Below are 24,513 nucleotides of genomic sequence, written 5' to 3' on the forward strand. Positions count from 1 at the left end.
CACACCCAGGTTTCGCGGCGGATCTTTACGCGGCCTTGCGGTCGCGATTGCCCGATGCCGCCTCAAGTGCCTGTTTCAGATCGGCGATGATATCTTCCGGATGCTCGATCCCGATCGAAAGCCGCACATAGCCCGGCGTAACGCCTGCAGCGTGTTGTTCAGCTTCGGTCAGCTGCTGATGCGTGGTCGAGGCCGGATGGATCGCAAGGCTGCGCGCATCGCCGATATTCGCCACATGATGGAACAGCTGCAGCGCGTCGATGAAAGCGCGGCCGGCATCAACGCCGCCTTCCAGCTCAAACCCGATCAGTGCGCCATAGCCACCTTCCAGATAGGTATCGGCACGGCGCCGGGCCTCGCCGCCCTGCAGGCCGGGATAGATCACCTGGGTGACACCTGGCAGCGCGGCCAGGACATCCGCGACCTGACGGGCGTTTTCATTGTGCTGGCGGATGCGCAAAGGCAGCGTCTCCAGCCCCTGCAACGTCAGGAAGGCGTTTTGCGGCGCGACCGAGGCGCCGATGTCGCGCAGCAGCTTGACCCGCGCGCGCAGCACATAGGCGATGGGGCCAAGCGGTTTGGCAGCCTCGGTCCAGATCGCGCCGTGATAGGCGGCATCGGGCCGCGTCAAAAGCGGGAAACGGGCGGCATGGGCCTCCCAATCGAAATTGCCGCCATCGATGATCGCGCCGCCAATCGCGGTGCCATGGCCGCCGATATATTTAGTGGTGGAATAGACCACCACCGCCGCGCCATGTTTCAGCGGTTTCGCGGTCAGCGGCGCGGCAGTGTTGTCGAGGATCAGCGGCACGCCGATCTTGCTGCCCAGCTCGGCCACTTCGGCAATCGGGAAGACCTGAAGCTTGGGATTCGGCAGCGTCTCGCCAAACCAGGCGCGGGTTTTGTCATCGGTCGCGCGGACGAAATTCTGCGGATCGGCCTGGTCGACGAACCGTACCGCGATGCCGAACTGCTTCAGCGTATTCGACAACAGCGTGACCGTGCCGCCGTAAAGATCGGTCGAGGCGACGATATTATCGCCTGCCTGGGCGATATTCGTCAGCGCGAAAAAGGTCGCAGCCTGGCCCGAGGCCAGCGCCAGCGCCGCCGCGCCGCCTTCGATCTGCGCGAGCCGGGTTTCCAGCGCGTCAGTCGTAGGATTGCCGATGCGGGAATAGATATTGCCCAGCTCTTCCAGCGCGAAGAGCCGTGCGGCATGGGCGGTATCGTCAAACTGGAAGCTGGTATTCTGGTAGATCGGCACCGCGAGCGAGCCGGTCGCCGGATCGGTGCGCCAGGTGCCGCCATGCAGGGCGAGCGTCTCGGGGTGCAGGCTGGTCGTCGCCATCGGGATCATCCTTTCTGGTGGATCAGGGGGTCGGGCAACGGCCCGCAATGTGAGATGGCATCAGCATCGTCAAATCATCACGATTGTTTCAATCGTCTTATCGGGGGCATTCAGGGAAAGAGATTTCCTTCGCCCCTGCCCCGGCAGGAGAGTTGATCTTTTCTGCGCGAAACCGCCCCGGAACGGGAAAAACCACAGATGATTTCTTTGCCTGGCGCGGCAGCGCAGCCTGTATCTGATGTGATTCGAAAAGCAGAACCGGCGGACGACAGCAGGATTATTCTATGCGCCGCCACTGCGGCGAAAGAGAGCTGCTCTTCGATCGCGCAATTACAGAAATATCATGTAGATCAGCAAGATACTTGATATAATTCAGGCTCCGCGCTCGGATTGCCTCATGAAATCGGCAGATATCGGAGCATCTTTACATGCGCAATGAACGACTTTTCGGCCGCACCCTGCGCGGTCTTGCAGCAGCGGCGGCGCTTGCCGCAACCGCCCTTCCCGCCACAGCCGGCGGCACGCTGGACGCCATCAAAGAGCGCGGTGTGATCAAGGTCGGTGTCGGCACCACGCCGGGTTTCTTCTCGCCCGACAGCGAGGGCAAATGGCAGGGCTTCTTCATTGATTACGGCCGGGCGCTGTCCATCGCGGTCTTCAATGAAGACGGTAAGGTGGAGTTCACCAACTCTTCGCCACAGCAGCGCCTGCCCGCGCTTCAGGCCGGCGAATTTGACATCCTCCTGTCGGGCGTCACGGTCACCATCAACCGCGCCTTCAATCTCGGCTTCCATTTCGGGCCGACCGTTTTCTATGACGGCCAGGGCATCCTTGCACGCAAGGAACTCGGCGTGACCACGGCGACAGAGCTCGACGGCGCGGTGATCGGGGTGCAATCGGGCACCACGGGTGAATTGAACATCGCCGACTTCTTCCGCAAATCCGGCCATGAATTCACCCCCGTCACCATTGAAGACACGTCGGAATTCATCGCGGCGCTGGAATCGGGCCGGGTCGATGCGATCACCCAGGACAGCTCGGATCTCGTGGGCAAGCTGCAGCAGCTGAAAAACCCCGATGACTATGTGCTTCTGCCCGAACGGCTGTCGAAAGAGCCGCTTGCGCCTGCGATCAAGGCCGGTGATGACCAATGGCTCGAAATCGTCAACTGGACCGTCTATGCCACGATCCAGGCCGAAGAATGGGGCATCACCTCGGCCAATGTCGATGAATTCCTGAAATCGGAAGATCCGGCGATCCAGCGCTTCCTCGGCGTTGATCCGTCTTTGGCCGAGGCCATCGGGTTCAAGCCGGACTGGGCCTATAAGATCATCAAGACCGTGGGCAATTACGGCGAGATCTATGACCGCCACCTGACACCGCTGGGCTGGGAGCGCGGCTACAACGACATCTGGACCAATGGCGGGCTGCTTTATTCGCCGCCCTTCCGCTGAGCAGGTCAGAGAAGGTGAAGATCCCCCTCCGTGAGGCAGGGCCCAATGAGGCTGGGCGGGGCCAATCACCGCATCGGCGCGGGGTCATCCCCGCGCTGGTCGCATGGTGGGGGCCGCGCCCCTATACCCAGCTGGCGCTGGTCCTGGTCATCCTGGCCGGGCTCTGGCTTTTGGGCCAGAACATTGCCGCCGCGCTGGAGAAGGCCGGGATCTCGCCCGGCTTCGCCTTTCTGTCGCGCGCCGCCAGCTTCCAGATCGGCGAGAGCGCTATCCCCTTCTCAGCCGGCGATACCTATCTGCGCGCCATCGGCGTCGGCGTGATCAATACGCTGCGGGTGGCGCTGATCGGCTGTGTGCTGGCGGCTTTGCTCGGGACGGCGCTTGGGGTTCTTGGGCTGATGGGGAACCCGCTTCTGACCCGGCTGGTCAGGATCTATGTCGAACTGATCCGTAACACGCCGCTGTTGTTGCAGCTGTTCTTCTGGATCGCACTGGCGCGCAACCTTCCTGGACCGAAACAGGCGGTACATGGGGGCGGTATCTGGCTGACCAATCGCGGTGTCTATGTCCCAGCCCCGGTGGTCGAGGCTGGCTGGCTCTGGCCGCTTCTGGCCTGCGCGGTCGTGATCGTCGCCGTGCTGGCACTGCGCCGGTTTGCAAGGCTCAGGCGCGGCATCTGGCCCGTTGCCCTGGCGCTGATCGCCGGGATTTTCTGGCAGGCGGGCCTCAGCTTTGACATCCCCGTGCTTAAAGGGCTGAACGTGCGGGGCGGGCTGACGCTTTCGCCGGAATATGCTGCGCTTCTGGTTGCACTGGTGGTCAAATTCTCGGCCGCGATTGCCGAGATCGTACGCGCCGGCATCCTGTCCGTCCCCGAGGGCCAGCGTGAAGCCGCCCGCGCCATGGGCCTGTCCGACTGGCAGATCATGCGCCTCGTGATCCTGCCCCAGGCGCTCAGAGTGATCGTGCCGCTGACCACCTCGGTCTTTCTCGATCTGACCAAGGATTCGAGCCTCGCCGTCGCGATCGGCTATCCCGATCTCGTCTCGGTCCTGAACACCACCGCGAACACCACCGGCCAGGCCATCGAGGCAGTGCTGATCATGGCGGGGACCTTCCTCTTGCTCAACCTATGCGTGGCCGCGCTGATGAACCATTACAACCGCCGCGTCGCCCTGCGCGGAGAGGGGCGCAGATGAGCGTGATCTTTATGAATTATCGCAGCCGCGACCTGGTGGCGCCCTTATGGCGTAGCCTCGCGGGCGGGCCGCTGAACACCGTGCTGACGCTGGCCTCGGTGCTGATACTGGCGCTGATCCTGCCACCTTTGATCCATTGGGCGATCACGGATGCGGTCTTCAGTGGCACACAGGAAGAATGTCGCGCTGCCAGCGGCGCCTGCTGGGCCTTTCTGCGCGCCAAGGCTCGCTTCATCCTTTTCGCCTTCTACCCGGGCGAGCATCTCTGGCGCCCGATCCTCGTGATCATTGCGCTTCTGGGGCTGATGGTGGCTTCGGCCCTGCCACGCTTCTGGGGACCGTTCCTGATCCTGGCCTGGCCAGTCACGCTGGCGCTGGCCTGGGCGCTGATGGCCGGTGGCACATGGACCGCCGGTCTGCTGGTGCGGGTCTCGCTGAATGACTGGGGCGGGTTGCCAGTGACGCTGCTGGTGTGGTCGACCTGCATGGCCTTTGCCTTTCCGGCCGCGGTGCTTCTGGCGCTGGCACGGGCCTCAAAAATGGGCGGGCTGCGGCTGATTTCGGTCACCTATATCGAGGTGATGCGCGCCATTCCAATGGTCGCGATCCTGTATTTCGCCATGCTGATCCTGCCGCTGGCTTTGCCGCAGGGCATAATCCTGGATAAGCTGATCCGCGCCACGATCATGGTCGCCTTGTTCTGGACCGCCTATCTGGCAGAGGTCGTGCGGGGCGGGCTGCAAACCGTTGGCCCGGGCCAGGCTGAGGCGGCACAGTCACTCGGGCTGGGCTATTGGCGGATCATGCAGCTGGTGGTGTTGCCCCAGGCTTTGCGCCAGGTGATCCCGGGGCTGGTTAATCTTGGCATCGGCTTTCTGCTGGCGACTTCGCTGCTGGCGGTAATCGGCGCGTTCGATCTTTTGAACACCGCCCGGGCCTCGACCACCGACACGCAATGGTTGGGCTTTTACAACGAGGCCTATGTCTTCGCGGCCGTGATCTATTTCCTGCTCTGCTATGGCGGCTCGCGCTACAGCCGCTGGCTGGAAACGCGGCTGCGCCGGCGATGACCATGCGCCGACGGGAAGAGGGAATTTCCCCCGGACCCACATAGCCAGACATGGCTGTGCCAGCCGAAGGGTGGTCTTCGAAATCCTGTTCCCCCGGCCCTGATCTATCCTCTGACCTGATCCATTCCGGCCCCCGATTACCCCTTCCTTTCTCAGCAAAAGCGAACGCGCATTATGACAGCATCCCTCCGAAACGGCCTGTCGCGCCGCACACTTCTGACAACCGGCGCGGCGGCGGCGGGCCTTGGCGCGGTCGGGCTTTCGACCGGGGTCAGCACACGCCGCGCCATGGCCGGCAACCTGACCAAAATCAAACTTGAATGGACCGAAGTGGCCGCCTGCCACGCCCCTGTCGGGTTCGCGCTGGAAAAGGGCATTTTCGAGAAACACGGGCTGGATGTGGAACTGTTCTACCAGGGCGCCAGCGGCCAGACCCTGATCCAGGCGCTTGCCACCCGCAAGGCCGAGGCCGGGCCGGGTCTTTTGTATGACTGGCTGAAACCGATCGAGCAGGGCTTTGACGTCAAACTTTTCGCCGGATCGCATGGCGGCTGCCAGAGCATCCTGACACCTCAGGACAGCGGCATCAGAACACTGGAAGATCTGCGCGGCAAAACCATCGGCACCTTTGATGTCATGTCGCCCTCACGCGTGGCGTTTTCGGTCGCGCTGAAGAAGGCCGGGCTTGACCCCGATCAGGATGTGACCTGGAAAGTCTTCCCCTTCGATCTGGTGGCCGAGGCCGTGCTGCGCGGCGAGGCGGATGCGCTGGCGCATATGGATCCCTGGGCTTATGGCTGGGAAAAGGAACATAAGTTCCACCGCGTCGCCGACACCCAGACGCTCAGCTTCCAGGACCGGGTTTGCTGCGTGCTGGGCGTGAACGGGGATTATTACGAGACCAACAAAGACGCGCTGAAACGCGTCGCCGCCGCCAATCTCGAGGTGCACCAATATACCGCGGCCCATCCGGACGAGGTCGCGCAATGGTATTTCGACACTTTGCGCCCCGGCATGTCGGTCGAGACCCTGACCGAGGTTCTGGCCTCTTTCACCTATCATGAGCACTGGTTCGGCGACAAACTGCGCGATGAGGTTCGACGCGGCTATGAAGATCTTAAGCTGACCGGCGTGGCCGATGCCTCGACCGATCCGGAAGAGATCGCCAGCCGCATCACCATCGACATTTTCGCCTGAACCCTGACTGGACGATCCTGAATGAGCGATCTGCCTGAAAGCGGGCGGGGGGTTTACGCCCCCGCCACCCGCCTGCCCCTGCCCATCTGGCGCGACGGTCTGCTTGCCGCGCTGGCCTGGGGTTCGGTCTCGGTGGTGACACTGATCCTGCCCGATGTCATCCAATGGGGTGCGACCGGTACCTTCGCCGCGCTCACGGGAACGGTCGCCGCGATCTTCCTCGCGCTGGCCTTCACCGTGCCGCCCGGGCAAAGCAGCACCCTGACGCATTACGGCCCATGGTTCATCGTGCTGGGCCTGTGGCTTTTGCTGTGGGAGGTGATCACCGCAAAGCTCGGCTGGTTGCCAAAGCCGTTCTTTTCGCCGCCACAGGGTCTTTTGAATGTCTATATGACCGACTGGGACCGGCTTTTGATCTGCATCGCCTATACCGGGCGACTTTGGGGCCTGGGTTTTTTTATCGGCATTTTGGTGGGCTTTCTGGCCGGAGTGGGCCTGGGCTGGTCAAAGCGCTTCGCCTATTGGGGGATGCCGGTGCTGAAGCTGATCGGGCCGGTGCCCGCCAGCGCCTGGATCCCCTGCGCCTTTTTCATCTTTCCCTCGACCTTCCAGGCCTCGGTATTTCTGGTGGCGCTGGCCTCGGGGATCCCGGTCGCGATCCTGACTGCATCGGGGATATCCCAGGTCAACCGCGCCTTTTATGACGTGGCGCGGACGCTTGGCGCAACCAGCCGCTGGCAGGTGACCAAAATCGCCATTCCCGCGGCGCTGCCCAATGTGTTTGTCGGGCTCTTCATGGGGCTTTACTACAGCTTTGCCGTGCTGGTGGTGGCCGAGATGCTCGGCGCAAAATTCGGCCTGGGCTGGTATCTGCAGTTCAACACAGCCTATTCGGCCTATGCCAATGTCTATGCCGCGTTGATTGTCATGGCACTGATCTGCGCCGGGCTGGTGAAGCTTTTGTTCCTGATCCGGGACCGGTTGCTGGGCTGGCAGAAGGGAATCCTCTGATGTCTGCTGTCACCCCCGTCGGGCTGCGCTTCGACCATGTCTCGCATGGATATGATATCGGCGGCACGCTGTTGCCGGTGCTGGAGGATGTGTCCCTCGATGTAGCGCCCGGCGAATTCGTAGCACTGCTGGGGCCATCAGGCTGCGGCAAGTCGACCCTTCTGCGGCTTGCGGCCGGGCTGGAACTGCCGCGCGCGGGTGAGGCACTGGCCGGCGGTACGCCGATCACCGGCCCCGGCCCAGAGCGCATTCTCGTCTTTCAGGAAGCGACCCTTTTCCCCTGGCGCACAGTGCGCCGCAATGTCGAAGCCGGCCCCGAAGCTCGCGGCGAGCTGGCGGCAAAGCAGGCCCGTGTCGATGAGGCGCTGCGTCTCGTCGGGCTGGAAGCTTTCGGCGCGGCTTTCCCGCATCAGTTGTCTGGCGGCATGGCGCAGCGGGCGGCGATTGCCCGGGCGCTGGTCAATGACCCGCGTCTCCTCTTGCTGGATGAGCCTCTGGGCAAACTCGACAGCCTCACGCGGCTCAATCTGCAAAAGGATCTGATCCGCCTCTGGCAGGATCGTGGCTTTACCGCCCTTCTCGTCACCCATGATGTTGAAGAGGCTCTGTTGTTGGCCGATCGGGTAGTGCTGTTCTCGCCGCGCCCGGCCCGTATCATCGAGGAGCTGCGGGTAGACCGCCCCCATCCCCGCCGCCGCGATGACTCCGCGCTGATTGCGCTGCGAACGCGGCTTCTTGCCAGCCTCGGGGTCCTGGAGGATGTCTGACCGTCTGCGACCGGTCTGGGTTCTGGCCGCCGGGGCCGGGCTGATCCTCCTCGCCCTCCTGTGGTGGTATGTGATTTTCGGCACCATCGTGAGCGAGGGCTATGGCAAATACAGCCAGGCCGCGCCCTGTCTCTGGGGCACATCGGGCTATACCTGCCAGCTGATGCTGTCGCTTTGCAGCGTTGATTACCTGCTGATCCCGAAAGCCTATCGTCCCGAGTTGTTCCAGGCTGGCGTCTTCCTGCTGCTGTCCGGCGGGCTTTTTGCTGCACTGCGGCGCAGCTGACCCTTGTGAGATTGACAACCGGTTCCGTTTATTATGCCCAGCGTCAGGCCAGTGACGATGATGATGATCACAGCCACGATTTTCGCCACCGGGCCTTCGACGGATTCGAGGATGGATTGCAGCGGCGCCTCCCAAGACATGGATGAGCCGGAGGCCCAGGCCGGGGATGTCATCAGGCTCACCCAGGCGAAGGCGCCGGCGGTTGCGATATGATGGTGGGTACGGAAGGCACGACGGATCATGCAGGTTTTCCAGCGTTGTGGGTGGTGTCGGGTTCTGAAAAGGCGGGGGGAAATCCGGTAGTCGCTGTCGGGTCCGAGACCTTCGATGCGGGCGAGTTCGACAAGCCGCCGTGCGGAACCGCTACCGGCAAGGACGGCGACGAGGTCGATGGTCTCCGCGATCATGGCGCGCGGAACGGTGACAACGGCTTCCTGGATGAGTTGTTCGAGGCGGCGCAGCGCGCCGATGCCGGAACCGGCATGGATGGTGCCGATGCCGCCGGGTGGCCGGTGCCCCAGGCTTTGAGGAGATCCAGCGCCTCGGCCCCACGAACCTCACCGATCGGAATGCGGTCGGGGCGTAGGTGCAGCGACGAGCGCACCAGATCGGACAGAGTGGCGACACCCTCTTTGGTCCGCATCGCCACCAGATTGGGCGCCGCGCATTGCAACTCGCGCGTGTCCTCGATGATGACGACGCGATCCGCGCCTTTTGCGACTTCGGAGAGCAGCGCGTTGGTGAGAGATGGTCCCCGGATGGGGATGACTAAAAGAGACCCGAAACGGGTCGTTTCAACAAGTTTCGACCGTCGTAGTAGTATGGCGTGCAAATACAGGAAAACGGCGGTGGCGACATCTCGTGCGTTGCGTGAACAGGAGGCGGATGGGCGATCACAACGTGATCCGGCCCAATGGTGGCCTACTCACGGAGCGCCTCAGCGCTGGCTGCACCTGCTCAGAATAGCACCGCCAGGACATCGCTGTTTCAATGCCCGCAAGATTGCGACCCTCCACTGTGATTGGTAAGGTCATTCAATCGCCTTGATGAATGACGGCCCGTGGAATGCCCCACTGAGTGGTCCGGTTTGAATGTTAGTGCATTATCGGCCTGTGGTCCATTTGCACGAAGGTCTCTGGGGCCGGTGGCCGGTAGTTCAGAGCGCTGTGGGGCCTGACGGTGTTGTAGTGCCGTCGCCACCTTTCGATCAGGATCTGTGCCTCGTGCAGGGTGTGGAAGACTTCGCCGTTGAGCATTTCGTCCCGGAACCGGGCGTTGAAACTCTCGCAGTAGCCGTTCTCCCACGGTGATCCTGGCGCAATGAATGCCGTTTTGGCACCCACCGCCCCGATCCATGCCTGCACCTTTTTGGCAATGAATTCGGCGCCATTGTCGGACCTTATGAACTCGGGCGGGCCGCGCAGGATGAACAGATCAGTCAGGGCGTCGACAATGTCGGTCGAGTTTAGCTTGCGCTTGACGCGGATCACCAGTGCTTCCTTCGTGAACTCGTCGATGATGTTGAGCGTGCGGAAGATCCGCCCATCCCGGGTCCGGTCCTGGACGAAATCATAGGACCAGACGTGATTGGGGCGCTCCGGCCTCAGCCGAACGCAAGAGCCATCGTTCAACCAAAGCCGCCCCTTCCTGGCCTGGCGACAGAACACTCTGGGGGCTGCGTTCAGCGAGTGTAAGCAGGGCAATAGCAGCCGCGTTTTGTGTCCATACCGTCATGTGCAGGACGAGGCCGATCGTTGCACGCCGTTGCACATGGCATTTAATATGTGTATATAAATTCTATGAGCGATGAACCCGACCTTGAATGGGACGAGCAAAAACGAGCTGAGACACTGCGCCAGCGCGGTCTCGATTTTGCCAGCGTGGCTTTGCTCGACTGGGACCGGGCGCTGACAGTTGAAGATCTGCGGCAGGAATATGCAGAACAACGCTATGTGACGCTTGGCCCCATCAATACGCGTCTTTGTGTCATGGCATGGTGTTGGCGCGGCAAAACCATGCGGATCATCAGTTTGCGTAAAGCAAACACACGAGAGGAACGCAGATATGAAGAAGCCATTCATCGAAGCGAATGACGAAGTCGGCGAACTGCCTGGTACGTTTTTTGCGAAGGCGACACGGGGGCGTCCCCCTCTGCCTGAGGCGGACCGGAAGCAGCGCGTGAATGTGATGCTGGATCCGGATATCGTCGCCAGGCTTAAGGCAGGTGGCAAAGGCTGGCAGACCCGGCTTAATGCGACACTTCGCGAAGCGCTTGGCATGTAAGCCATTTCCACATCATGCATAGCCAGCCTCCTGCGCCTGCAAGAGGGTCGAGCGGATGCGGTTCAGATACCCGGCGACGCGGCCAGGCTGTCGGCGATCGCCTTGTACAGGGTCTTTTTCTGTTCGACCGAGCGGCCCTCGTTCCAAGTGTAAGCGCTTCCAGCGCCCCACGGCCTGAATAGCCCCGAGTTTCTTAGACGCCTTCGCGTCTCATCTTCTGCTGCCGTTCGAACTCGGCGGGCGACAGCATCCCGTTTCTCGCATGCTTGCGCTTCGGGTTGTAGAACATCTCGATGTAATCGAACACGTCCTGCCTTGCGTCTTCGCGGGTCCGGTAGGTCCTGCGTCTGATCCGCTCGCGCTTGAGCAGGTTGAAGAAGCTTTCGGCGACTGCGTTGTCGTGGCAGTTGCCGCGGCGGCTCATCGAATGCTCAAGATTGTGGGCGCGCAGAAACGCAGCCCAATCCATGCTGGTGAACTGACTGCCCTGGTCCGAATGGATCAGCACCTTGTTCTTCGGCTTGCGTCGCCAGACAGCCATGAGCAAGGCCTGCAAGACGACATCTGTCGTCTGACGGCTTTGCATCGCCCAGCCGACCACACGCCGGGAATAGAGGTCGATGACAACGGCAAGATAGGCAAAACCTTCCTGCGTCCGAATGTAGGTGATGTCGGTCACCCACACCCAGTCTGGTGCTTCGACGTCAAACTGCCGGTCGAGGCCTCGCCGGTTCTCTCGAACCGGTGGCGTTCACCGGCTCGATGTCGACCACGACCGATGGCTTGCCGCCATAGCTGCTGGGGCGGCGCTTATAGCCGATCTCCGCCTTGATCCCCGCAAGCTGTGCAAGCCGGGCAACCCGGTTCGGGCAGATGCTTTCACCTTGATCAATCAGGTCATCGTGAAGTTTGCGATAGCCGTAGACCTTCCCGCTCTCGGTCCAGGCCTTGTGCAGCAGCTCAGTTTGGCGCCTGTCTTCCTGAGCGCGCACGCTCATTGGAGCCTGTAGCCAGGCATAGAACCCGCTTGGCTGGATGCGCAGGCAGCGACACATTGCCCGGACAGAAAATTGCCTCCGATGCTCGGCCACAAACGCGTATCTCACTTTGCATCCCTGGCGAAATACGCGGTGGCTTTTTTTAGGATGTCGCGCTCCTCGGAAACCCGTGCCAGCTCCCGCTTCAACAGGCGGATCTCGGCATCCTTCTCGGTCTCGCCTGATGCCGTCTTCGCGAACTTGCGCTTCCAGGCATAGAGCGAGTGCTTGCTCACCCCGAGCCGTTCAGAAACCTCGCTGACCGGGTAGCCCCGCTCCGTGATCTGAGCGACCGCATCGCGCTTGAAGTCGTCGCTGAAAGTGGCTGTGCCCATCATGGCCTCCTTGCCTCAAAATTAGCAAAGAAGGCGTCCACGAAACATGGGGCTATTCAATCTGCGAGACCGTCTCTATGGCCATGTCGGATATGCTGTCGTTGTTTCTGGAGTTCCGACGCAGAACCTGAGGGGTTCTGTCGCAACTTTTTCGCCGGTTGAGATTTGGGTAAAGCGAACGGGTTGCAGCTGGAGATGAGACGATGGCAATGTCTTTCAAAGGGGCGCAGTACCCCGAAAGCGTCATTCTGTTCGCCGTTTTCTTCTATGTCCGTTACCCGGTCTCCTACCGTGACTTGGAAGAGATCATGGCCGAACGTGGCGTAGCCGTCGACCATGCGACGTTGAACCGGTGGGTCGTTCGCTACGCCCCACGGTTGGCAGGACAGGCGCAAATCCGCAAACGGCAGACTGCAACATCCTGGCGAACGGATGAGACTTACATCAAGGTTCGCGGCCGGTGGACCTATCTATACCGTGCCGTTGATCGGGACGGTCAAACCATTGATTTCATGCTGTCTGAGCGGCGTGATCTCCCTGCGGCTCGCAGATTTTTCCGCAAATGCATCGCATCAAATGGTGTCCCCGAACGGATCGTCATCGACAAAAGCGGCGCCAACCTCGCCGGGCTTCAGGCAGTAAACACGATCCTGAAATTCGCCGATGACGGCGGAATCATCGAAGTGCGGCAAGTGAAATACCTCAACAACATCATCGAGCAGGACCACCGCTTCATCAAGCGGATCACGAGGCCCATGATGGGGTTCAAGGCGTTGCATACCGCCGCTGCGACCTTGGCCGGCATCGAAGTCGCGCACATGATCCGCAAGGGCCAGATCGCCAACAGCGATGCCTCACCCTTTCAGACCTTCATGGCTCTGGCGGGCTAATGCTGTCCGGTGGCCAGCTAGTGGCCGTCTGTCAGAGAAATTCGCGACAGAACCTCAGAAAACGATCCGGGGGATCGTTTTCCCGGCGAACGGGCCACTCGCCGATCCCCGAGAACCTGATACCGTCTCGCCATGGCCCTGAACCAGTGGCGGCTTCATGGCCCGATGTCCACCAGCAGGTGCAGCGGCCCGGAGGCCGCGCGATACGGGATCTCCACCTTAAGGTGCCTCTGTCTGCGGCAGAGCGTGGTGTCATCCGGCACCGGCCAATCAAGCCCGGACAAGCTCGGAAGGCTCTCCACGAACCCCAGTCGTTTGCCGCAGTGGCAGCCCGAACAGAACCTTGATCGGTAGGCAGACTTGTATCGCAGCCGACGAAACCTCTCAGGATGACCCGCCTTGCCGCCCGGCACCGCGAACCAGGTCATCTCGGGGTCAAAACACACCATCAGCGAGCCACGGCGCTTCAGAGCCTGACTGTAGCTGGACCAGTTCGTCGTTCGGAAAACCGGGACAGGCTTGCTCATGAGGCCACACTAACCCGCTGACTCAAAAACATGAATCCGTGATCCGACGAGGTAGTGCAACAAAGCCGGGTCAATACAGATCTTCGGTTGTCCGGGCCGTAACCGGCTGAGGGGCCTGTGAGTTGTTCGCCTGTTGGCTCAGCCACGTGCAGAACAGGTTGATCACCTCGCCGTCCTGGCGCCGCTTGACCGCGAACCGACCGATCACGAGTTGCTCAATCCTGAGCGGCTGATGCAAGGTGCCGGCTTTGAGTTGCGGATCGATCAGCGGAGACCCGAGCAAGGCCCAGCCTTCACCGGCCTCGCACATCCGTATCAAATTCACATAATCGTTTACCGAGATTCCATTCGGAAGTTTTGAAATATTGATGCCTTTTGATTTGAACCAGTTCAGCCATTTTGACTGCTGATCATATCTGGCGCTTTCAAGATATATCAGGCGTTCCGTAACAAGATTAGGCGCCGAAGAATCTTCTGTCAAACGGGTCAACATATTGGCGCTGCATGTCGGTGCTATTGAATGATTGAGTAAAAATTCCGCAGAGGCATCTTTTTGTTCATTGCGCAGATAGCGGATAGCTACATCAATGGATTTATCTTCCAGATCAATATATTCATCGGAAATAACCAGGTTAAGATCAATATCCGGATATTGCTGTCGGAGCGAGGAAAGCCGTGGCAGCAACCAGAAATTTGCAAATCCCGAGGTTGTTGTTACGGCAAGATGGCGCGAGCCCGCAGGGTCGCGGATCAGCGTGGCGGCATCCAGCATCGTTTCCAGCGCGTTTCCGGCCGCAACATACAGCTTCTCACCCTCGACGGTCAGCTGAACGGCACGGTTCAGCCGATGGAACAGGGGTTTGCCGAGATCGATTTCCATCTCTTTAATCTGATAGCTGACTGCGGTTCTGGAGATCCCCAGCGAGCGCGCCGCAAGGCTGAAACTGCCAAGCCGGGCGGCGGCCTCAAAAGCCGTCAGATGGCCGAGAAAATTCAGCTTGTTCTTGTATTTTGACATCACTGCATCGCGGGTTCTGGCAGCTCAGGCTTAGGCCTGGACCAGTATCGCGTCAATTATTTTGACGCGTCAGCGTGCTATTTTTCCGCGTTGACGGATCTGCGTCGAAGAAGAAATATCGCCGGACACCTCCGCCATCAGCTCCGGGGATCTCCATGTTCCAGGGCGCAATGGCAGGGTAAATACAAGAATATTCTCAGAAAATGAGAAAGACCCTTCGCTATTTCCTGCAGGAGAGGATAAAGAATGCATTCAACCCTTACGGGCCTTGGTCTGGCGATGGCGCTGCTGGCCGTCCCGGCCCAGGCAGCCGAATCTGAAATCGGCGAGACCTCGATTACGATCGGCTATACCTCGTGGAGCAGCTCGACCAGCATCACCGCACTCGGGAAGCTGCTGCTCGAGGATATCGGCTATACCGTCGAGCTCAAGCAGCTTGATACCGGGCTGATTTATCAGGCTTTGTCGACCGGCGCGGTTGACACGTTTTTCAGCGCATGGATGCCCGGCCAGCAAAGCTATCTCAACAAGCTTGGCGACAAGATCGACATCATCGGCACGGCATCCGGTCCTGCGCCGGGTGGCCTGGTGGTGCCGGGCTATGTCGATATCAACAGCATCGAAGAGCTGAAGGACCCCGAGGTCATGGCCTCTCTCGGCGGCAAGATCCTTGGCATTGATGCCGGTGCAGGCCTGATGATGCAAACCAAGGAAGTTATGGCGGCCTATGAGATTCCCGCCGAACTGGTGACCAGCAGCGGCGCGGCAATGGCGGCGGCCTTCAAGACGGCCTATGAAAAGAACGAGCCGATTGTGGTGACGGGCTGGTGCCCGACGCCAATGTGCGCCAAATACAATCTTAAATTCCTGGCAGATCCGAAAAATATCTATGGCGATGCCAGAAACTGGACCGTCGCCAATTCCACCTTCCGCGAAGATCATCCGCGCGCGGCGCGTTTCCTTGCAAGGTTCACGCTGTTTGAAAAACAGATGTCCAGAATGCTGGTCTGGATTGATGAAGATGGCATGACCCCGGAAGATGCGGCGCAGCGCTTTGTCGAGGAAAACCCCGAGGTGATCTGGTATATGATCGGCGATCTTGGAACGGGTTTTGAAAAGCCTGCATCGCTGAACTGAGCGGTCGCTCTCTGAGGACCCTCGTCATCCGCGCAGTGGATGCATCGCTTAAAGCCAGAGGTCAGACCTGTGATGAACTACCGACTTCCCATCGGACAATGGGGCGAAGCCTGTTTCGACTTCATTTCCGGCTATCTCGGCGGGTTCTTCGCCGCTTTCAACTGGCTCACGATCCATCTGAACTGGGTCATCGAGACCGCGCTGACTGCGCCGCCGGTTTTGGTGACCATTCTGGTCCTCAGCGCTCTTGCCTGGTGGGCTGCGGGCCGCCGCTTCGCCCTGCTGAGCCTGATCGGCTTCTGGCTGATCTCAAATCAGGGGCTTTGGGCGACCTCGACCGAAACCCTGGCGCTTGTGCTGACGGCGACCATCCTGTCACTGGTGGTGGCGATCCCGCTGGGGATCTTGCTTGGCACCAGCGCCACGGCGCGGGCAGTGCTTTATCCGATGCTGGATTTCCTGCAAACCATGCCGCGCTTTGTCTATCTGATCCCTGCCGCGATTTTGCTTGGGATCGATGTGGCGCCGGCGGTTTTTGCCACCATGACACTCGCCGTGCCGCCGCCTGCCCGGCTGATCGCCACTGGCCTTATGGAGGTTGACCGCCAGATGGTGGAACTGGCCGAGGCGAATGGCTGCAAACCCTGGCAGGTGATGACCTGGGTCAAGCTGCCGCTTGCCGTGCCCTCGATCCTGCTCGGGCTGAACCAATGCCTGATGATGGCGCTTTCCATGGCGGTCATCGCGTCGATGATCGGGGCCGGCGGGCTGGGTTCGGAAATCCTCACGGCGATCTCTTCTCTGAATGCCGGACAGGGCGTCGTTGCGGGACTCGCCATCTTTATCCTTGCTGTCTTCCTTGACCGCACCAGCCAGGGGGCCGCCCGCAGACTGACAGCTTCCCGCCAGAGGAGCAGGCAACGTGCTTGATATCCTGACCATTCCGCAATTGCCGCTGAAGCGTCTGATCTCCGATTTCATCGATCTGCTCGGCAGCAGTTTTTCAGGCCTCTTCGCGGCTTTCGCATCGATCATCCAGATGGCGGATACCGCGCTGCGCCAGGGGCTGAACAGCATTCCGCCGGCGGCGATGATCCTTCTGATCGTCGGGTATCTGCTTTGCCGTCGTCGTGGACTGGCAGCGCCGCTTGTCGGCCTTGGTCTGGCGATGGTCTGGAATATAGGCTCCTGGGGTGCCGCATTGGATACGGTGTCGCTTCTGATCCTCGCCACCCTGCCTGCGCTTGGCTTCGGTCTGGCCATCGGCGTCGTGATCGCGGAAAGCCGGTGGGCGCGCAGCCTGCTTGAGCCGGTGCTGGATCTGATGCAGACGCTGCCGGCCTTTGTCTATCTTATCCCCAGCGTGCTGTTCTTCGGTGTTGGGGCCGTGCCGGGCGTTATCGCCACCGCCATTTTCGCCCTGCCGCCCTTCGCACGCGCGGTGGCTCTGGGCCTGAGTGAGGTGCCCGCGCAATTTGTCGAGGTCGGACGTTCCGTCGGCCTCACTGACCCCGCCCTGCTGTTGAAAGTCAAAATCCCGCTGGCCACACCCTATATGCTGACCGGCCTCAGCCAGACGGTGATGATGAGCCTGTCCATGGTGGTCATCGCGTCCCTGATCGGCGCGCCGGGTCTCGGCACTCAGGTCGTGGAATCCCTGAGCCAGATGGATTTTGCCCTCGGCATCGAGGCCGGACTTTGCATCGTTATCCTCGCCATCACGATCGAACGCATCCTCGAAGCGGGTATTGCCGGCCGCTGGATCTGGAAGCGCTGAATTAAGGAGTACTGCCATGCAGCAGCAAAATGCAGCTTCCGGCCACGATCCGATGATCGAGTGCAAAGGGGTCTGGAAGGTTTTTGGCCGCAAGGCCGATGAGGTGATCGAGGGCATCCGCGACGGGCGGATGACCAAGGCCGAAGCGCTGAGCCGCTTTGGCTGCAGTGTTGGCGTGGCGGATGCCACTCTGTCTGTGGCCCGCGGCGAGATCTTTTGCATCATGGGGCTTTCGGGCAGCGGCAAATCGACTTTGCTGCGCCATATCAACCGGCTGATCGAGCCGACCCGTGGGGAGATCAGTATCGCCGGTCAGCGGATCGATCAGATGTCGGCGGCCGAATTGCGCTATCTGCGCAATCACATGATCGGAATGGTGTTCCAGCATGTGGCGCTCCTGCCGCATCGCACGGTGGTGGATAATACGGCCTTCGGGCTTGAGGCGCGGGGCATCGCGCGCAGCGAGCGCAGAAGGCTGGCGATGGAAAAGCTCGAGCTTGTCGGGCTGGGCCATTGGGCCGATCATCTGCCGCGTGAGCTTTCGGGCGGCATGCAGCAGCGCGTCGGGCTGGCCCGCGCCCTGACCAGTGATCCCGCCATCCTGCTGCTGGACGAGCCGTTCAGCGCTTTGGATCCGGTGATCCGGCGCGACCTGCAGGATCAGTTCCTTTCCATCACCCGCTCGATGCAGAAGACGGCGGTTTTCATCACCCATGATCTGGAAGAGGCGATGAAGCTGGGCAACCGGGTGGCGATCATGCGCGACGCCCGCATCGTCCAGGTCGGCAGGCCCGAAGAAATCCTGTTCAGCCCGGCCGATGATTATGTGCGCGATTTCGTGCGCGGCATCTCGCGTCAGCTGGTGCTGCGCGCCCAGGATATCATGCGCCCGCTGGACACACCCACGGCTCAGGCGGAACTGGCCGGGGCAAAGGTCACGGCGCATCCCGGTGAACGTCTCGACGCGCTGATCGCGCGCCTGGCCAACGCGCCCGGATCAGTGGCGGTGCGCCAGGACGACTGCGACGTGGGCGTGATCGGGATTTCCGATTTCCTGCGCGCCATTCAGCCCATGTAGCAGGCACGGCCCGGGCGGCCCTGCCGCCCGTCTCCTCCACACCGGTCCCATAGGAAGCGAGCATGTCCAGCATTGCCCGGGCGCGTATCTATTGCGTGCAGAGTTCAAAACTTAACCCCATCCTTCTCGAGCTGGAGACAGATGACGGCCGGACCGGTCTGGGCGAGGCGGCGATTTCTTTTGGTTTTGGCGGCCCGGCAACGGCGGCCTTGCTGCGCGAGATGTGCGAGCGGGTGCTTATCGGCCGTGATCCGGCACGGATCGGGGAAATCCGTGGCCTCCTGATGGAACAGAGCTTCTGGGCGAAGGGCGGGGGCGCGATCATCCATGCAGCGATCAGTGCCATCGATCTTGCGCTCTGGGATCTGCGGGCGCGCTCCCTCGGAGTGCCGGTTTACGACCTGTTTGGCGGACCCTTGCGCGACGAGATCGCGGTCTATGCCAATGGCTGGAACTATGACCACGCCGATGCCGACGGCTGGGCGCGCGCATCAGAGCGACCGCTGCGCGATGGTTACAGCTTTCTGAAATGCTATCCGCTTGCGATGCCCTCTGATACCGGCGGCACCCTGCGTCATCCGGGCCGGAAATCCGCCAGTCCCGAGCTGATCGCGCTCGGCGTCGACCGGATCCGCAGATTGCGCGATCTGGCGGGTGACAGCGTGCGCATCGCCATTGATCTCTGCGCGGCCGTTGCCCCTGCCGATCTGCTGCGCTTTGCCCGACAGATCGACGATTGCGGTATCGAATGGCTGGAAGAGGCCGGCGATCCTGCGGACCCCGGAGCCTTTGCAGCGATTGCCGCAGGCACCCCGATCCCGCTGGCAGCCGGTGAACGCTTTTTCGGACTTGCAGGTTTTCGCGACCTTATCGCCAGCCGTGCTGTTTCTGTGCTGCAACCCGATCTTGGCACCTGTGGCGGCTTTAGCGAATTCCAGCAAATCGCGGCCCTGGCCGACAGCTATGGTCACAAGATTTCGCCCCATAATTGCGGTGGCGCGGTGCTGACGGCGGCCAGTCTGCAGATGGCGGCCTGCACCGCGAATTTCCTGGCGCTGGAGACGTTCCCCTATTTCCGCGACCAGCCAGGCTATGTTGGATTGACGCTTTTCGACCCGCTGGACCGCATCTCGCAGGGCCACATCGCGGTTGATCGCACCCCCGGACTGGGCGTGCAGGCCGACCACGCGGCAATCGCCCCCTTTCTTTTCGCGGAATGCCCGGCCCCCCGTCCCGGCAACCGCTGACTGTCACACCCGATCAGGAGACCCAAATGACCAGTTCAAATCGATCTATGGCCCGATTGCTGCGGCCGGGATCGGTCGCAATCGTCGGCGCCTCGAACCGCAGCGGCAGCTTCTCATATAATCTGCTGAACAGCCTGCGCAGCAATGGCTACCAGGGCCAGCTTCTGCCCATCAATCCGCGATACACCGAGATCGACGGCATCCCGTGCTATCCGTCATTTGCCGATCTGCCGGTGAGACCCGATTGCGCGCTTTATGCCGTCGGGGATCGCAATCTCATCCCGATGGTCGAGCAGGCGGCCCAGGCCAGGGTTGGCGGCGGGGTGATCTTTGGCCGCGTGCAGGGCCATGACGATCAAGGCCGCAACATCCAGTCCAGCATTTCAGAAATTGGCCGCAGGGCGGATATGGCCATCTGCGGCGGCAATTGCATGGGCTATCTGAACCTGCGCGACGGGCTGCAGGTCGCGGGAATGCCCTTTGCCGGCCTGACCGCCAGCAGCGGCATCTCGCTGATTTCGCACAGCGGATCAAGCTGGGCGGCGCTGGTCGGCAATCGCCGGGGCCTTGGGTTTGATTTTGCAATCTCGGCGGGGCAGGAGCTTGTCACCAATCTGGGCCATTACATCGACTTCCTGCTGGATCAATCGGGCACGCGCGCCATCGTCTGCATCATCGAGGCGGTGCGTGATCCCGAACGCTTCCTCGCCGCCGTCAATCGTGCCGATCGCATGGGGGTGCCGATCATCGCGCTTAAACTGGGCCGCAGCGAACGCGGCAAGCAGTTTGCGGTCTCGCACAGCGGTGCGATGTCCGGGTCGGCTGCAGTCTATGATGCCGTATTCGCGGCGCAGAACATCATTCAGGTCCGCACCCTGGACGAGCTGCTCGATACGGTCGAACTCTTTGCTGCGGTGCCACGGCCGAAGGTCCCGGGCGTGGCCATCGGGACCGATTCCGGCGGGGAACGTCAGCTGATCGTGGATCTTGCCTCAGAGATAGGGGTGTCGCTGCCGGCGCTTTCTGCCGCAACAGGTGCGAAGATCGAAGCGCTGCTGGATCCGGGCATGGAAGCGGCAAATCCGCTGGATTACTGGGGCGATGGTGGCGATGTCATGGCGCCCTGCCTCTCGCTTCTGGCCGAGGATCCTGCGGTGGGAATGGTGGTCATGGCCTCCAATATGCCGCCAGGGCGGCCCTTTGTGGCGCAATGCGCGCAGGCGATCATCGAGGTGCGCCAGCAAACTGATAAGCCGCTGGCGCTGATGGGCAACAGCGCGACCACCATGGCGAGCGAGGGTATAGCGCAGGTGCGCGCGGCGGGCATTCCGGTGCTGATGGGCACCGACAGCGCGCTGAAGGCAGTCCGCCATTTTACAACCTATCGCGCCGGCACGGCGATGGCGCCGGCGAAGCCCGAGGCCGCAGATATCGCGCGGGTCAGCGCCTGGCGCGCCCGGGTGACCCCGACGGCGGAGGGCAATCTGAGCAGTGCTGATGGCTTCGACCTGCTGGGAGAATTCGGCATTGCGACCGCGCCTTTCGCCCGGATAACGGCTGCCGAAGGGCTGGAGCAGTTTACCGGCACCGCCGGCTTCCCCATGGTGCTGAAGCTTGATGATCCGGCGATCCCGCATAAATCCGAAGCGGGCGGCGTTATCCTCGGCATCAGATCCACCGAACAGGCTCTTGAAAGCCACGCCCTTCTGAAAAGCCGCCACCCGGGCGCCGCCCTGATCGCGCAGGCTCAGATGTCAGGCTTCGAGCTTATTCTCGGGATGACCACCGATGCCGATTTCGGGCCTGTGGTGACCATGGGCCTGGGCGGGATCTACGCCGAGATCTTCCGCGAGTCCGTGGTCCTACCGCTGCCGATCGGGCGCAGTGACGCCGAAGCCGCGCTTCGTTCGCTGAAGTTCTTCCCGATCCTCGAGGGTGCGCGCGGTAAAGCTGCGGCCGACCTTGAGGCGCTCTTTGGCACGGTTGAGGCCTTTGGCCGGCTGGCGGCTGCCGCAGCCGGGATCATTTCTGAAATCGAAATCAATCCGCTGCTGATCGGCCCCGAGGGTGCCGGCGCGGTCGACTGCCTTACCACAATCTCGGGATTAGCCTCACATGCACAGTGATTACACCACCATCCGAATCAGCGCCGCCGATGGCATCGGCCATATCATGCTGGACCGGCCAAGGGCGCTGAATGCCTTCAATGCCGCGCTGATGGCCGAGGTCACCACTGCGCTGCGGGCCTTCGAGACCGACCGTTCGGTGCGTGCCGTGGTGCTCTCGGGTGAGGGCCGCGCCTTCTCAGCCGGGTTCGACCTGAAGGAGGCGGCTCTTAACAATTACACAACCGCCGCGGAATGGCGCGGCGCAATCGAGGCCGATTTTGATTTTATCATGCAGTTCTGGGAGTGCCGCAAACCGACCATCGCGGCGGTGCATGGCTTTTGCGTCGGGGGCGGGCTTGAGCTGGCGATGGCCTGCGATCTGGTCATTGCAGGCGAGGATGCGCTTTTCGGTCAGCCCGAAGTGCGCTTTGGTTCGGGGATCGTCGCGATGCTGGTGCCCTGGATGGTGGGGCCGAAACTGGCCAAGGATATTCTGCTGTCCGGAAATGACCGCATCCCTGCCTCGCGTGCCGCGGAAATCGGGCTGATTACCGAGAAGGTTGCGGCCGGCTCGCATCTTGAGCGTGCGATGGAAAAGGCGCGCGAGATCGCCCAGGCCGCGCCGCTTTCGGTAGAGCTGACAAAACGCGCCATCAATCGCGGCTTTGACATCCGGGGGATGCGCAGCGCGCTGCTGGCTGCGGCGGAAACCGAGGTTCTGATCGAGGCCAGCGCGGGTGAGGAGCGCCGCGAGTTCAACCGCATTCGCGGCGAAGAGGGTCTGAAAGAGGCCATCGCCTGGCGTGACGCGCGTTACCGCTGAGCCCGAAGCCCCGGATGCGTGAATGACGCGGCCTGCCCGGGAGGTAAATCCCCGGGCAGGCCTTTATTTTTGCGCAGCACTCAGCGGTTGACGTCAACCACGATCCTGCCACGGCGCTTGCCCTCGATCAGCTCTGAGGCGGCCGGAATTACCCCGGCAAGGCCGATTTCCTCAACGATCATCTCCAGATGGGTGAGGTCGATTTCTTTCGCCAGCTGCGCCCAGGCCGCCAGACGCCGCGGCCTGGGGCAGTTTACGCTGTCGATGCCGGCCAGGGTGATGCCGCGCAGGATGAAGGGCGCGACGCTGGCCGGGAAATCCAGGCTTTGCGCCATGCCGCAGGCGGCAACAATACCGCCGTAACGGGTGGCGGCGCAGGCATTGGCGAGGGTCGCCCCACCCACCGCATCAATCACGCCGGCCCAGCGTTCGCGGGCCAGAGGTTTGCCGGGCGCAGCCATGCTTGCCCGGTCAATGATCTCATGCGCACCGAGTTCTTTCAGGTATTCGGTCTCAGACAGTTTGCCGGTCAATGCCGCCACCTGATAGCCGCGACGCGCCAGCAGGCTGACGGCGACCGAGCCTACTCCTCCGGTGGCACCGGTCACAAGGACTTCGCCGCCCGGTGCCACGCCATGAGCCTCCAGCGCCTGGACGCAGAGCATTGCCGTATAGCCGGCGGTGCCGATGGCCATGGCCTGCCAACTGGTCAGGGCCTCGGGTTGCGGGATCAGCCAGTCCGCCTTGACGCGCGCGCGTTGTGCAAGGCCGCCCCAGTGGCCTTCGCCCACCCCCCAGCCATTCAGGATCACCTTGTCACCGGGCTGCCAGAGTTCTGAGCTGCTTTCCAGCACGGTGCCGGCAAAGTCGATACCCGCAACCATCGGGAAGCTGCGTACCACCGGCCCCTTACCGGTAATGGCCAGCCCGTCCTTATAGTTCAGGTTGGAATGCGCGATCTCAACCAGCACCTCGCCCGGAGGCAGGTGGCTTTCGTCCATCGCCTCAATCTCGGCGCGATATCCCTGATCGTCCTTGCGGATCACAACTGCCTGAAAACTCATGTCACGGTCCTTCTGTCTGCAGCGTGAAAGGGGACTGGAGTGTCCCGAGATAGATGGTGAAAAAATTCTCCATGGGGCGGGAGGAACGTCGCAGCCGCGCGACAAGCACCGCGCCCTCCCAGCCGGTCCAGAAGCAGGCGGCGCTGTCCTCGATATTCAGCCTGGCTTTCAGCTCGCCGGAGGCGCGCGCTTCTTGCAGCAATACGAGCAGCCGATCTTCCCAATCCTGCAGCGTGGCCGTGATCTTCTCGCGCATCTCAGGGCTGAGAAGGGTCACTTCCTGCCCGAGGTTTCCAAGCAGACAGCCGCGCTGAAACGCGTAACGCTCCATGCCGGCGGCCGCCTCTGCCACGAAGTCGGCGAGCCGGATCAAGGGGGCGCGCCCGGTGTTCTCAAACAGCCGCGACAGCTTCCGGCCAAAGTAATCGGCATAGTTTTCGACAACCGCGAGACCGAAATCCTCCTTGCTGGAGAAGTAGTGGTAAAATGAGCCTTTGGGGATGCCTGCGGTGGTCAGCAACTGATCAATGCTGGTCGAGAAGAAACCGGTTTCCGTCATCATCTCGGTGCCTCGGCGCACGATGACGCTGCGGGTCACGTGTCCATCACTATGGCTGCGCGGCGGCCGTCCCCGGCCACGCCGGACCATGAGTTCTGTCATCACCCGCCTCCTGCTGCTGCTGCTGCTGCTGCTGCTGCTGCCCTTATGGCGCGCAGGGGGCGGGCTGACAAGATTTAATAGACTGATCGACTATTTAATTCCGCCTGACCGTGTTTCAAAAACGCGCGACTACAGGAAAACCCCGACATTGATCTGGCTGGGTAAGGACTGGTCTGGCGGGCTTTCTGGCGGATCA

At 61.5% G+C, this 24,513-nt stretch carries 22 protein-coding genes and 4 pseudogenes; 17 read left to right on the forward strand and 9 right to left on the reverse strand.

Going from position 1 to position 24,513, the window contains the following annotated elements; all coding sequences use genetic code 11:
* Nucleotides 1–25 precede the first annotated feature (25 nt).
* Entirely contained in the window at nucleotides 26–1,348 is a 1,323-nt protein-coding gene (locus BLW25_RS19615) for an O-acetylhomoserine aminocarboxypropyltransferase/cysteine synthase family protein (protein WP_171909659.1), read from the reverse strand.
* Nucleotides 1,349–1,776: 428 nt separating this feature from the next.
* Between BLW25_RS19615 and BLW25_RS19620 the strand changes: the two genes are divergently transcribed.
* The 7 genes from BLW25_RS19620 to BLW25_RS19650 all read left to right on the forward strand — a co-directional run bounded on the left by BLW25_RS19620 (nucleotide 1,777) and on the right by BLW25_RS19650 (nucleotide 8,332).
* Nucleotides 1,777–2,802 (forward strand): amino acid ABC transporter substrate-binding protein, encoded by a 1,026-nt coding sequence (locus tag BLW25_RS19620; RefSeq protein ID WP_092903305.1) that lies wholly within the window; start codon nucleotides 1,777–1,779, stop codon nucleotides 2,800–2,802.
* 14 nt (nucleotides 2,803–2,816) lie between these two features.
* Nucleotides 2,817–4,001, forward strand: a complete 1,185-nt coding sequence (locus tag BLW25_RS19625; RefSeq protein ID WP_216279436.1) for an amino acid ABC transporter permease — start codon at nucleotides 2,817–2,819, stop codon at nucleotides 3,999–4,001.
* Nucleotides 3,998–5,071, forward strand: coding sequence for an amino acid ABC transporter permease (locus BLW25_RS19630; RefSeq protein ID WP_092903309.1), 1,074 nt, complete (start codon nucleotides 3,998–4,000; stop codon nucleotides 5,069–5,071). The genes BLW25_RS19625 and BLW25_RS19630 overlap by 4 nt, the downstream gene beginning before the upstream one ends.
* 174 nt (nucleotides 5,072–5,245) lie before the next feature.
* Nucleotides 5,246–6,268 (forward strand): ABC transporter substrate-binding protein, encoded by a 1,023-nt coding sequence (locus tag BLW25_RS19635; protein ID WP_092903311.1) that lies wholly within the window; start codon nucleotides 5,246–5,248, stop codon nucleotides 6,266–6,268.
* A gap of 21 nt (nucleotides 6,269–6,289) precedes the next feature.
* Complete coding sequence (locus tag BLW25_RS19640; RefSeq protein WP_092903313.1) at nucleotides 6,290–7,279, forward strand: ABC transporter permease; 990 nt, start codon at nucleotides 6,290–6,292, stop codon at nucleotides 7,277–7,279.
* Nucleotides 7,279–8,046, forward strand: a complete 768-nt coding sequence (locus tag BLW25_RS19645) for an ABC transporter ATP-binding protein (RefSeq protein ID WP_092903315.1) — start codon at nucleotides 7,279–7,281, stop codon at nucleotides 8,044–8,046. The genes BLW25_RS19640 and BLW25_RS19645 overlap by 1 nt, the downstream gene beginning before the upstream one ends.
* On the forward strand, nucleotides 8,039–8,332 hold the full coding sequence (locus tag BLW25_RS19650; protein ID WP_092903317.1) for a hypothetical protein: 294 nt from the start codon (nucleotides 8,039–8,041) through the stop codon (nucleotides 8,330–8,332). The genes BLW25_RS19645 and BLW25_RS19650 overlap by 8 nt, the downstream gene beginning before the upstream one ends.
* 38 nt (nucleotides 8,333–8,370) lie before the next feature.
* Here BLW25_RS19650 and BLW25_RS25075 read toward each other — a convergent pair.
* The 3 pseudogenes from BLW25_RS25075 to BLW25_RS19665 all read right to left on the reverse strand — a co-directional run.
* A pseudogene (locus tag BLW25_RS25075) lies at nucleotides 8,371–8,574 on the reverse strand (TrbC/VirB2 family protein); the annotation flags it as partial.
* Between the two features lie 45 nt (nucleotides 8,575–8,619).
* Nucleotides 8,620–9,080: pseudogene (locus BLW25_RS19660) on the reverse strand (ATPase, T2SS/T4P/T4SS family); the annotation flags it as partial.
* A 346-nt stretch (nucleotides 9,081–9,426) separates the two neighbouring features.
* Nucleotides 9,427–9,990, reverse strand: a pseudogene (locus BLW25_RS19665) (IS3 family transposase); the annotation flags it as partial.
* Between the two features lie 141 nt (nucleotides 9,991–10,131).
* Here BLW25_RS19665 and BLW25_RS19670 point away from each other — a divergent pair.
* Together BLW25_RS19670 and BLW25_RS19675 are read left to right on the forward strand one after the other, a co-directional pair.
* A complete protein-coding gene (locus BLW25_RS19670) occupies nucleotides 10,132–10,425 on the forward strand; it encodes a BrnT family toxin (protein WP_092903319.1) in 294 nt (97 codons plus the stop codon).
* Complete coding sequence (locus BLW25_RS19675; RefSeq protein WP_092903321.1) at nucleotides 10,397–10,615, forward strand: BrnA antitoxin family protein; 219 nt, start codon at nucleotides 10,397–10,399, stop codon at nucleotides 10,613–10,615. The genes BLW25_RS19670 and BLW25_RS19675 overlap by 29 nt, the downstream gene beginning before the upstream one ends.
* 193 nt (nucleotides 10,616–10,808) lie before the next feature.
* Here the strand turns inward: BLW25_RS19675 and BLW25_RS19680 are convergent.
* Nucleotides 10,809–11,987: pseudogene (locus tag BLW25_RS19680) on the reverse strand (IS3 family transposase).
* A gap of 203 nt (nucleotides 11,988–12,190) precedes the next feature.
* Here BLW25_RS19680 and BLW25_RS19685 point away from each other — a divergent pair.
* Nucleotides 12,191–12,877 carry an IS6 family transposase gene (locus BLW25_RS19685; RefSeq protein WP_143040571.1) on the forward strand — a complete coding sequence of 229 codons (687 nt, stop codon included), beginning with the start codon at nucleotides 12,191–12,193 and terminating at the stop codon, nucleotides 12,875–12,877.
* 155 nt (nucleotides 12,878–13,032) lie between these two features.
* Here the strand turns inward: BLW25_RS19685 and BLW25_RS19690 are convergent, their stop codons facing one another.
* Entirely contained in the window at nucleotides 13,033–13,404 is a 372-nt protein-coding gene (locus BLW25_RS19690; RefSeq protein WP_092903325.1) for a transposase, read from the reverse strand.
* A gap of 70 nt (nucleotides 13,405–13,474) precedes the next feature.
* Nucleotides 13,475–14,422 carry a LysR substrate-binding domain-containing protein gene (locus BLW25_RS19695; protein ID WP_092903327.1) on the reverse strand — a complete coding sequence of 316 codons (948 nt, stop codon included), beginning with the start codon at nucleotides 14,420–14,422 and terminating at the stop codon, nucleotides 13,475–13,477.
* Between the two features lie 246 nt (nucleotides 14,423–14,668).
* Here BLW25_RS19695 and BLW25_RS19700 point away from each other — a divergent pair, with 246 nt between their 5' ends.
* From BLW25_RS19700 to BLW25_RS19730, 7 genes are all read left to right on the forward strand, one after another.
* On the forward strand, nucleotides 14,669–15,559 hold the full coding sequence (locus tag BLW25_RS19700) for a glycine betaine ABC transporter substrate-binding protein (RefSeq protein ID WP_092903329.1): 891 nt from the start codon (nucleotides 14,669–14,671) through the stop codon (nucleotides 15,557–15,559).
* Between the two features lie 72 nt (nucleotides 15,560–15,631).
* The gene (locus BLW25_RS19705; RefSeq protein WP_171909660.1) at nucleotides 15,632–16,489 is read left to right on the forward strand and encodes an ABC transporter permease; all 858 of its coding nucleotides are present in this window, start codon (nucleotides 15,632–15,634) and stop codon (nucleotides 16,487–16,489) included.
* A complete protein-coding gene (locus BLW25_RS19710; RefSeq protein WP_092903333.1) occupies nucleotides 16,482–17,336 on the forward strand; it encodes an ABC transporter permease in 855 nt (284 codons plus the stop codon). The genes BLW25_RS19705 and BLW25_RS19710 overlap by 8 nt, the downstream gene beginning before the upstream one ends.
* A 16-nt stretch (nucleotides 17,337–17,352) precedes the next feature.
* Nucleotides 17,353–18,414 (forward strand): quaternary amine ABC transporter ATP-binding protein, encoded by a 1,062-nt coding sequence (locus BLW25_RS19715; protein ID WP_092903335.1) that lies wholly within the window; start codon nucleotides 17,353–17,355, stop codon nucleotides 18,412–18,414.
* A gap of 62 nt (nucleotides 18,415–18,476) precedes the next feature.
* Entirely contained in the window at nucleotides 18,477–19,661 is a 1,185-nt protein-coding gene (locus BLW25_RS19720; protein ID WP_092903337.1) for a mandelate racemase/muconate lactonizing enzyme family protein, read from the forward strand.
* A 26-nt stretch (nucleotides 19,662–19,687) separates the two neighbouring features.
* Nucleotides 19,688–21,787, forward strand: a complete 2,100-nt coding sequence (locus BLW25_RS19725) for an acetate--CoA ligase family protein (protein ID WP_171909661.1) — start codon at nucleotides 19,688–19,690, stop codon at nucleotides 21,785–21,787.
* On the forward strand, nucleotides 21,777–22,592 hold the full coding sequence (locus BLW25_RS19730) for an enoyl-CoA hydratase/isomerase family protein (RefSeq protein WP_092903341.1): 816 nt from the start codon (nucleotides 21,777–21,779) through the stop codon (nucleotides 22,590–22,592). The genes BLW25_RS19725 and BLW25_RS19730 overlap by 11 nt, the downstream gene beginning before the upstream one ends.
* A gap of 80 nt (nucleotides 22,593–22,672) precedes the next feature.
* On the opposite strand, the gene BLW25_RS19735 is transcribed toward BLW25_RS19730, so the two are convergent.
* Both BLW25_RS19735 and BLW25_RS19740 read right to left on the reverse strand, forming a co-directional pair.
* Entirely contained in the window at nucleotides 22,673–23,656 is a 984-nt protein-coding gene (locus BLW25_RS19735; RefSeq protein ID WP_092903343.1) for an acrylyl-CoA reductase (NADPH), read from the reverse strand.
* Between the two features lies 1 nt (nucleotide 23,657).
* Nucleotides 23,658–24,305, reverse strand: coding sequence for an acrylate utilization transcriptional regulator AcuR (locus BLW25_RS19740; protein WP_216279437.1), 648 nt, complete (start codon nucleotides 24,303–24,305; stop codon nucleotides 23,658–23,660).
* Nucleotides 24,306–24,513: the final 208 nt, after the last annotated feature.

This window comes from Rhodobacter sp. 24-YEA-8 (assembly GCF_900105075.1).
Taxonomy (GTDB): Bacteria; Pseudomonadota; Alphaproteobacteria; order Rhodobacterales; family Rhodobacteraceae; genus Pseudogemmobacter.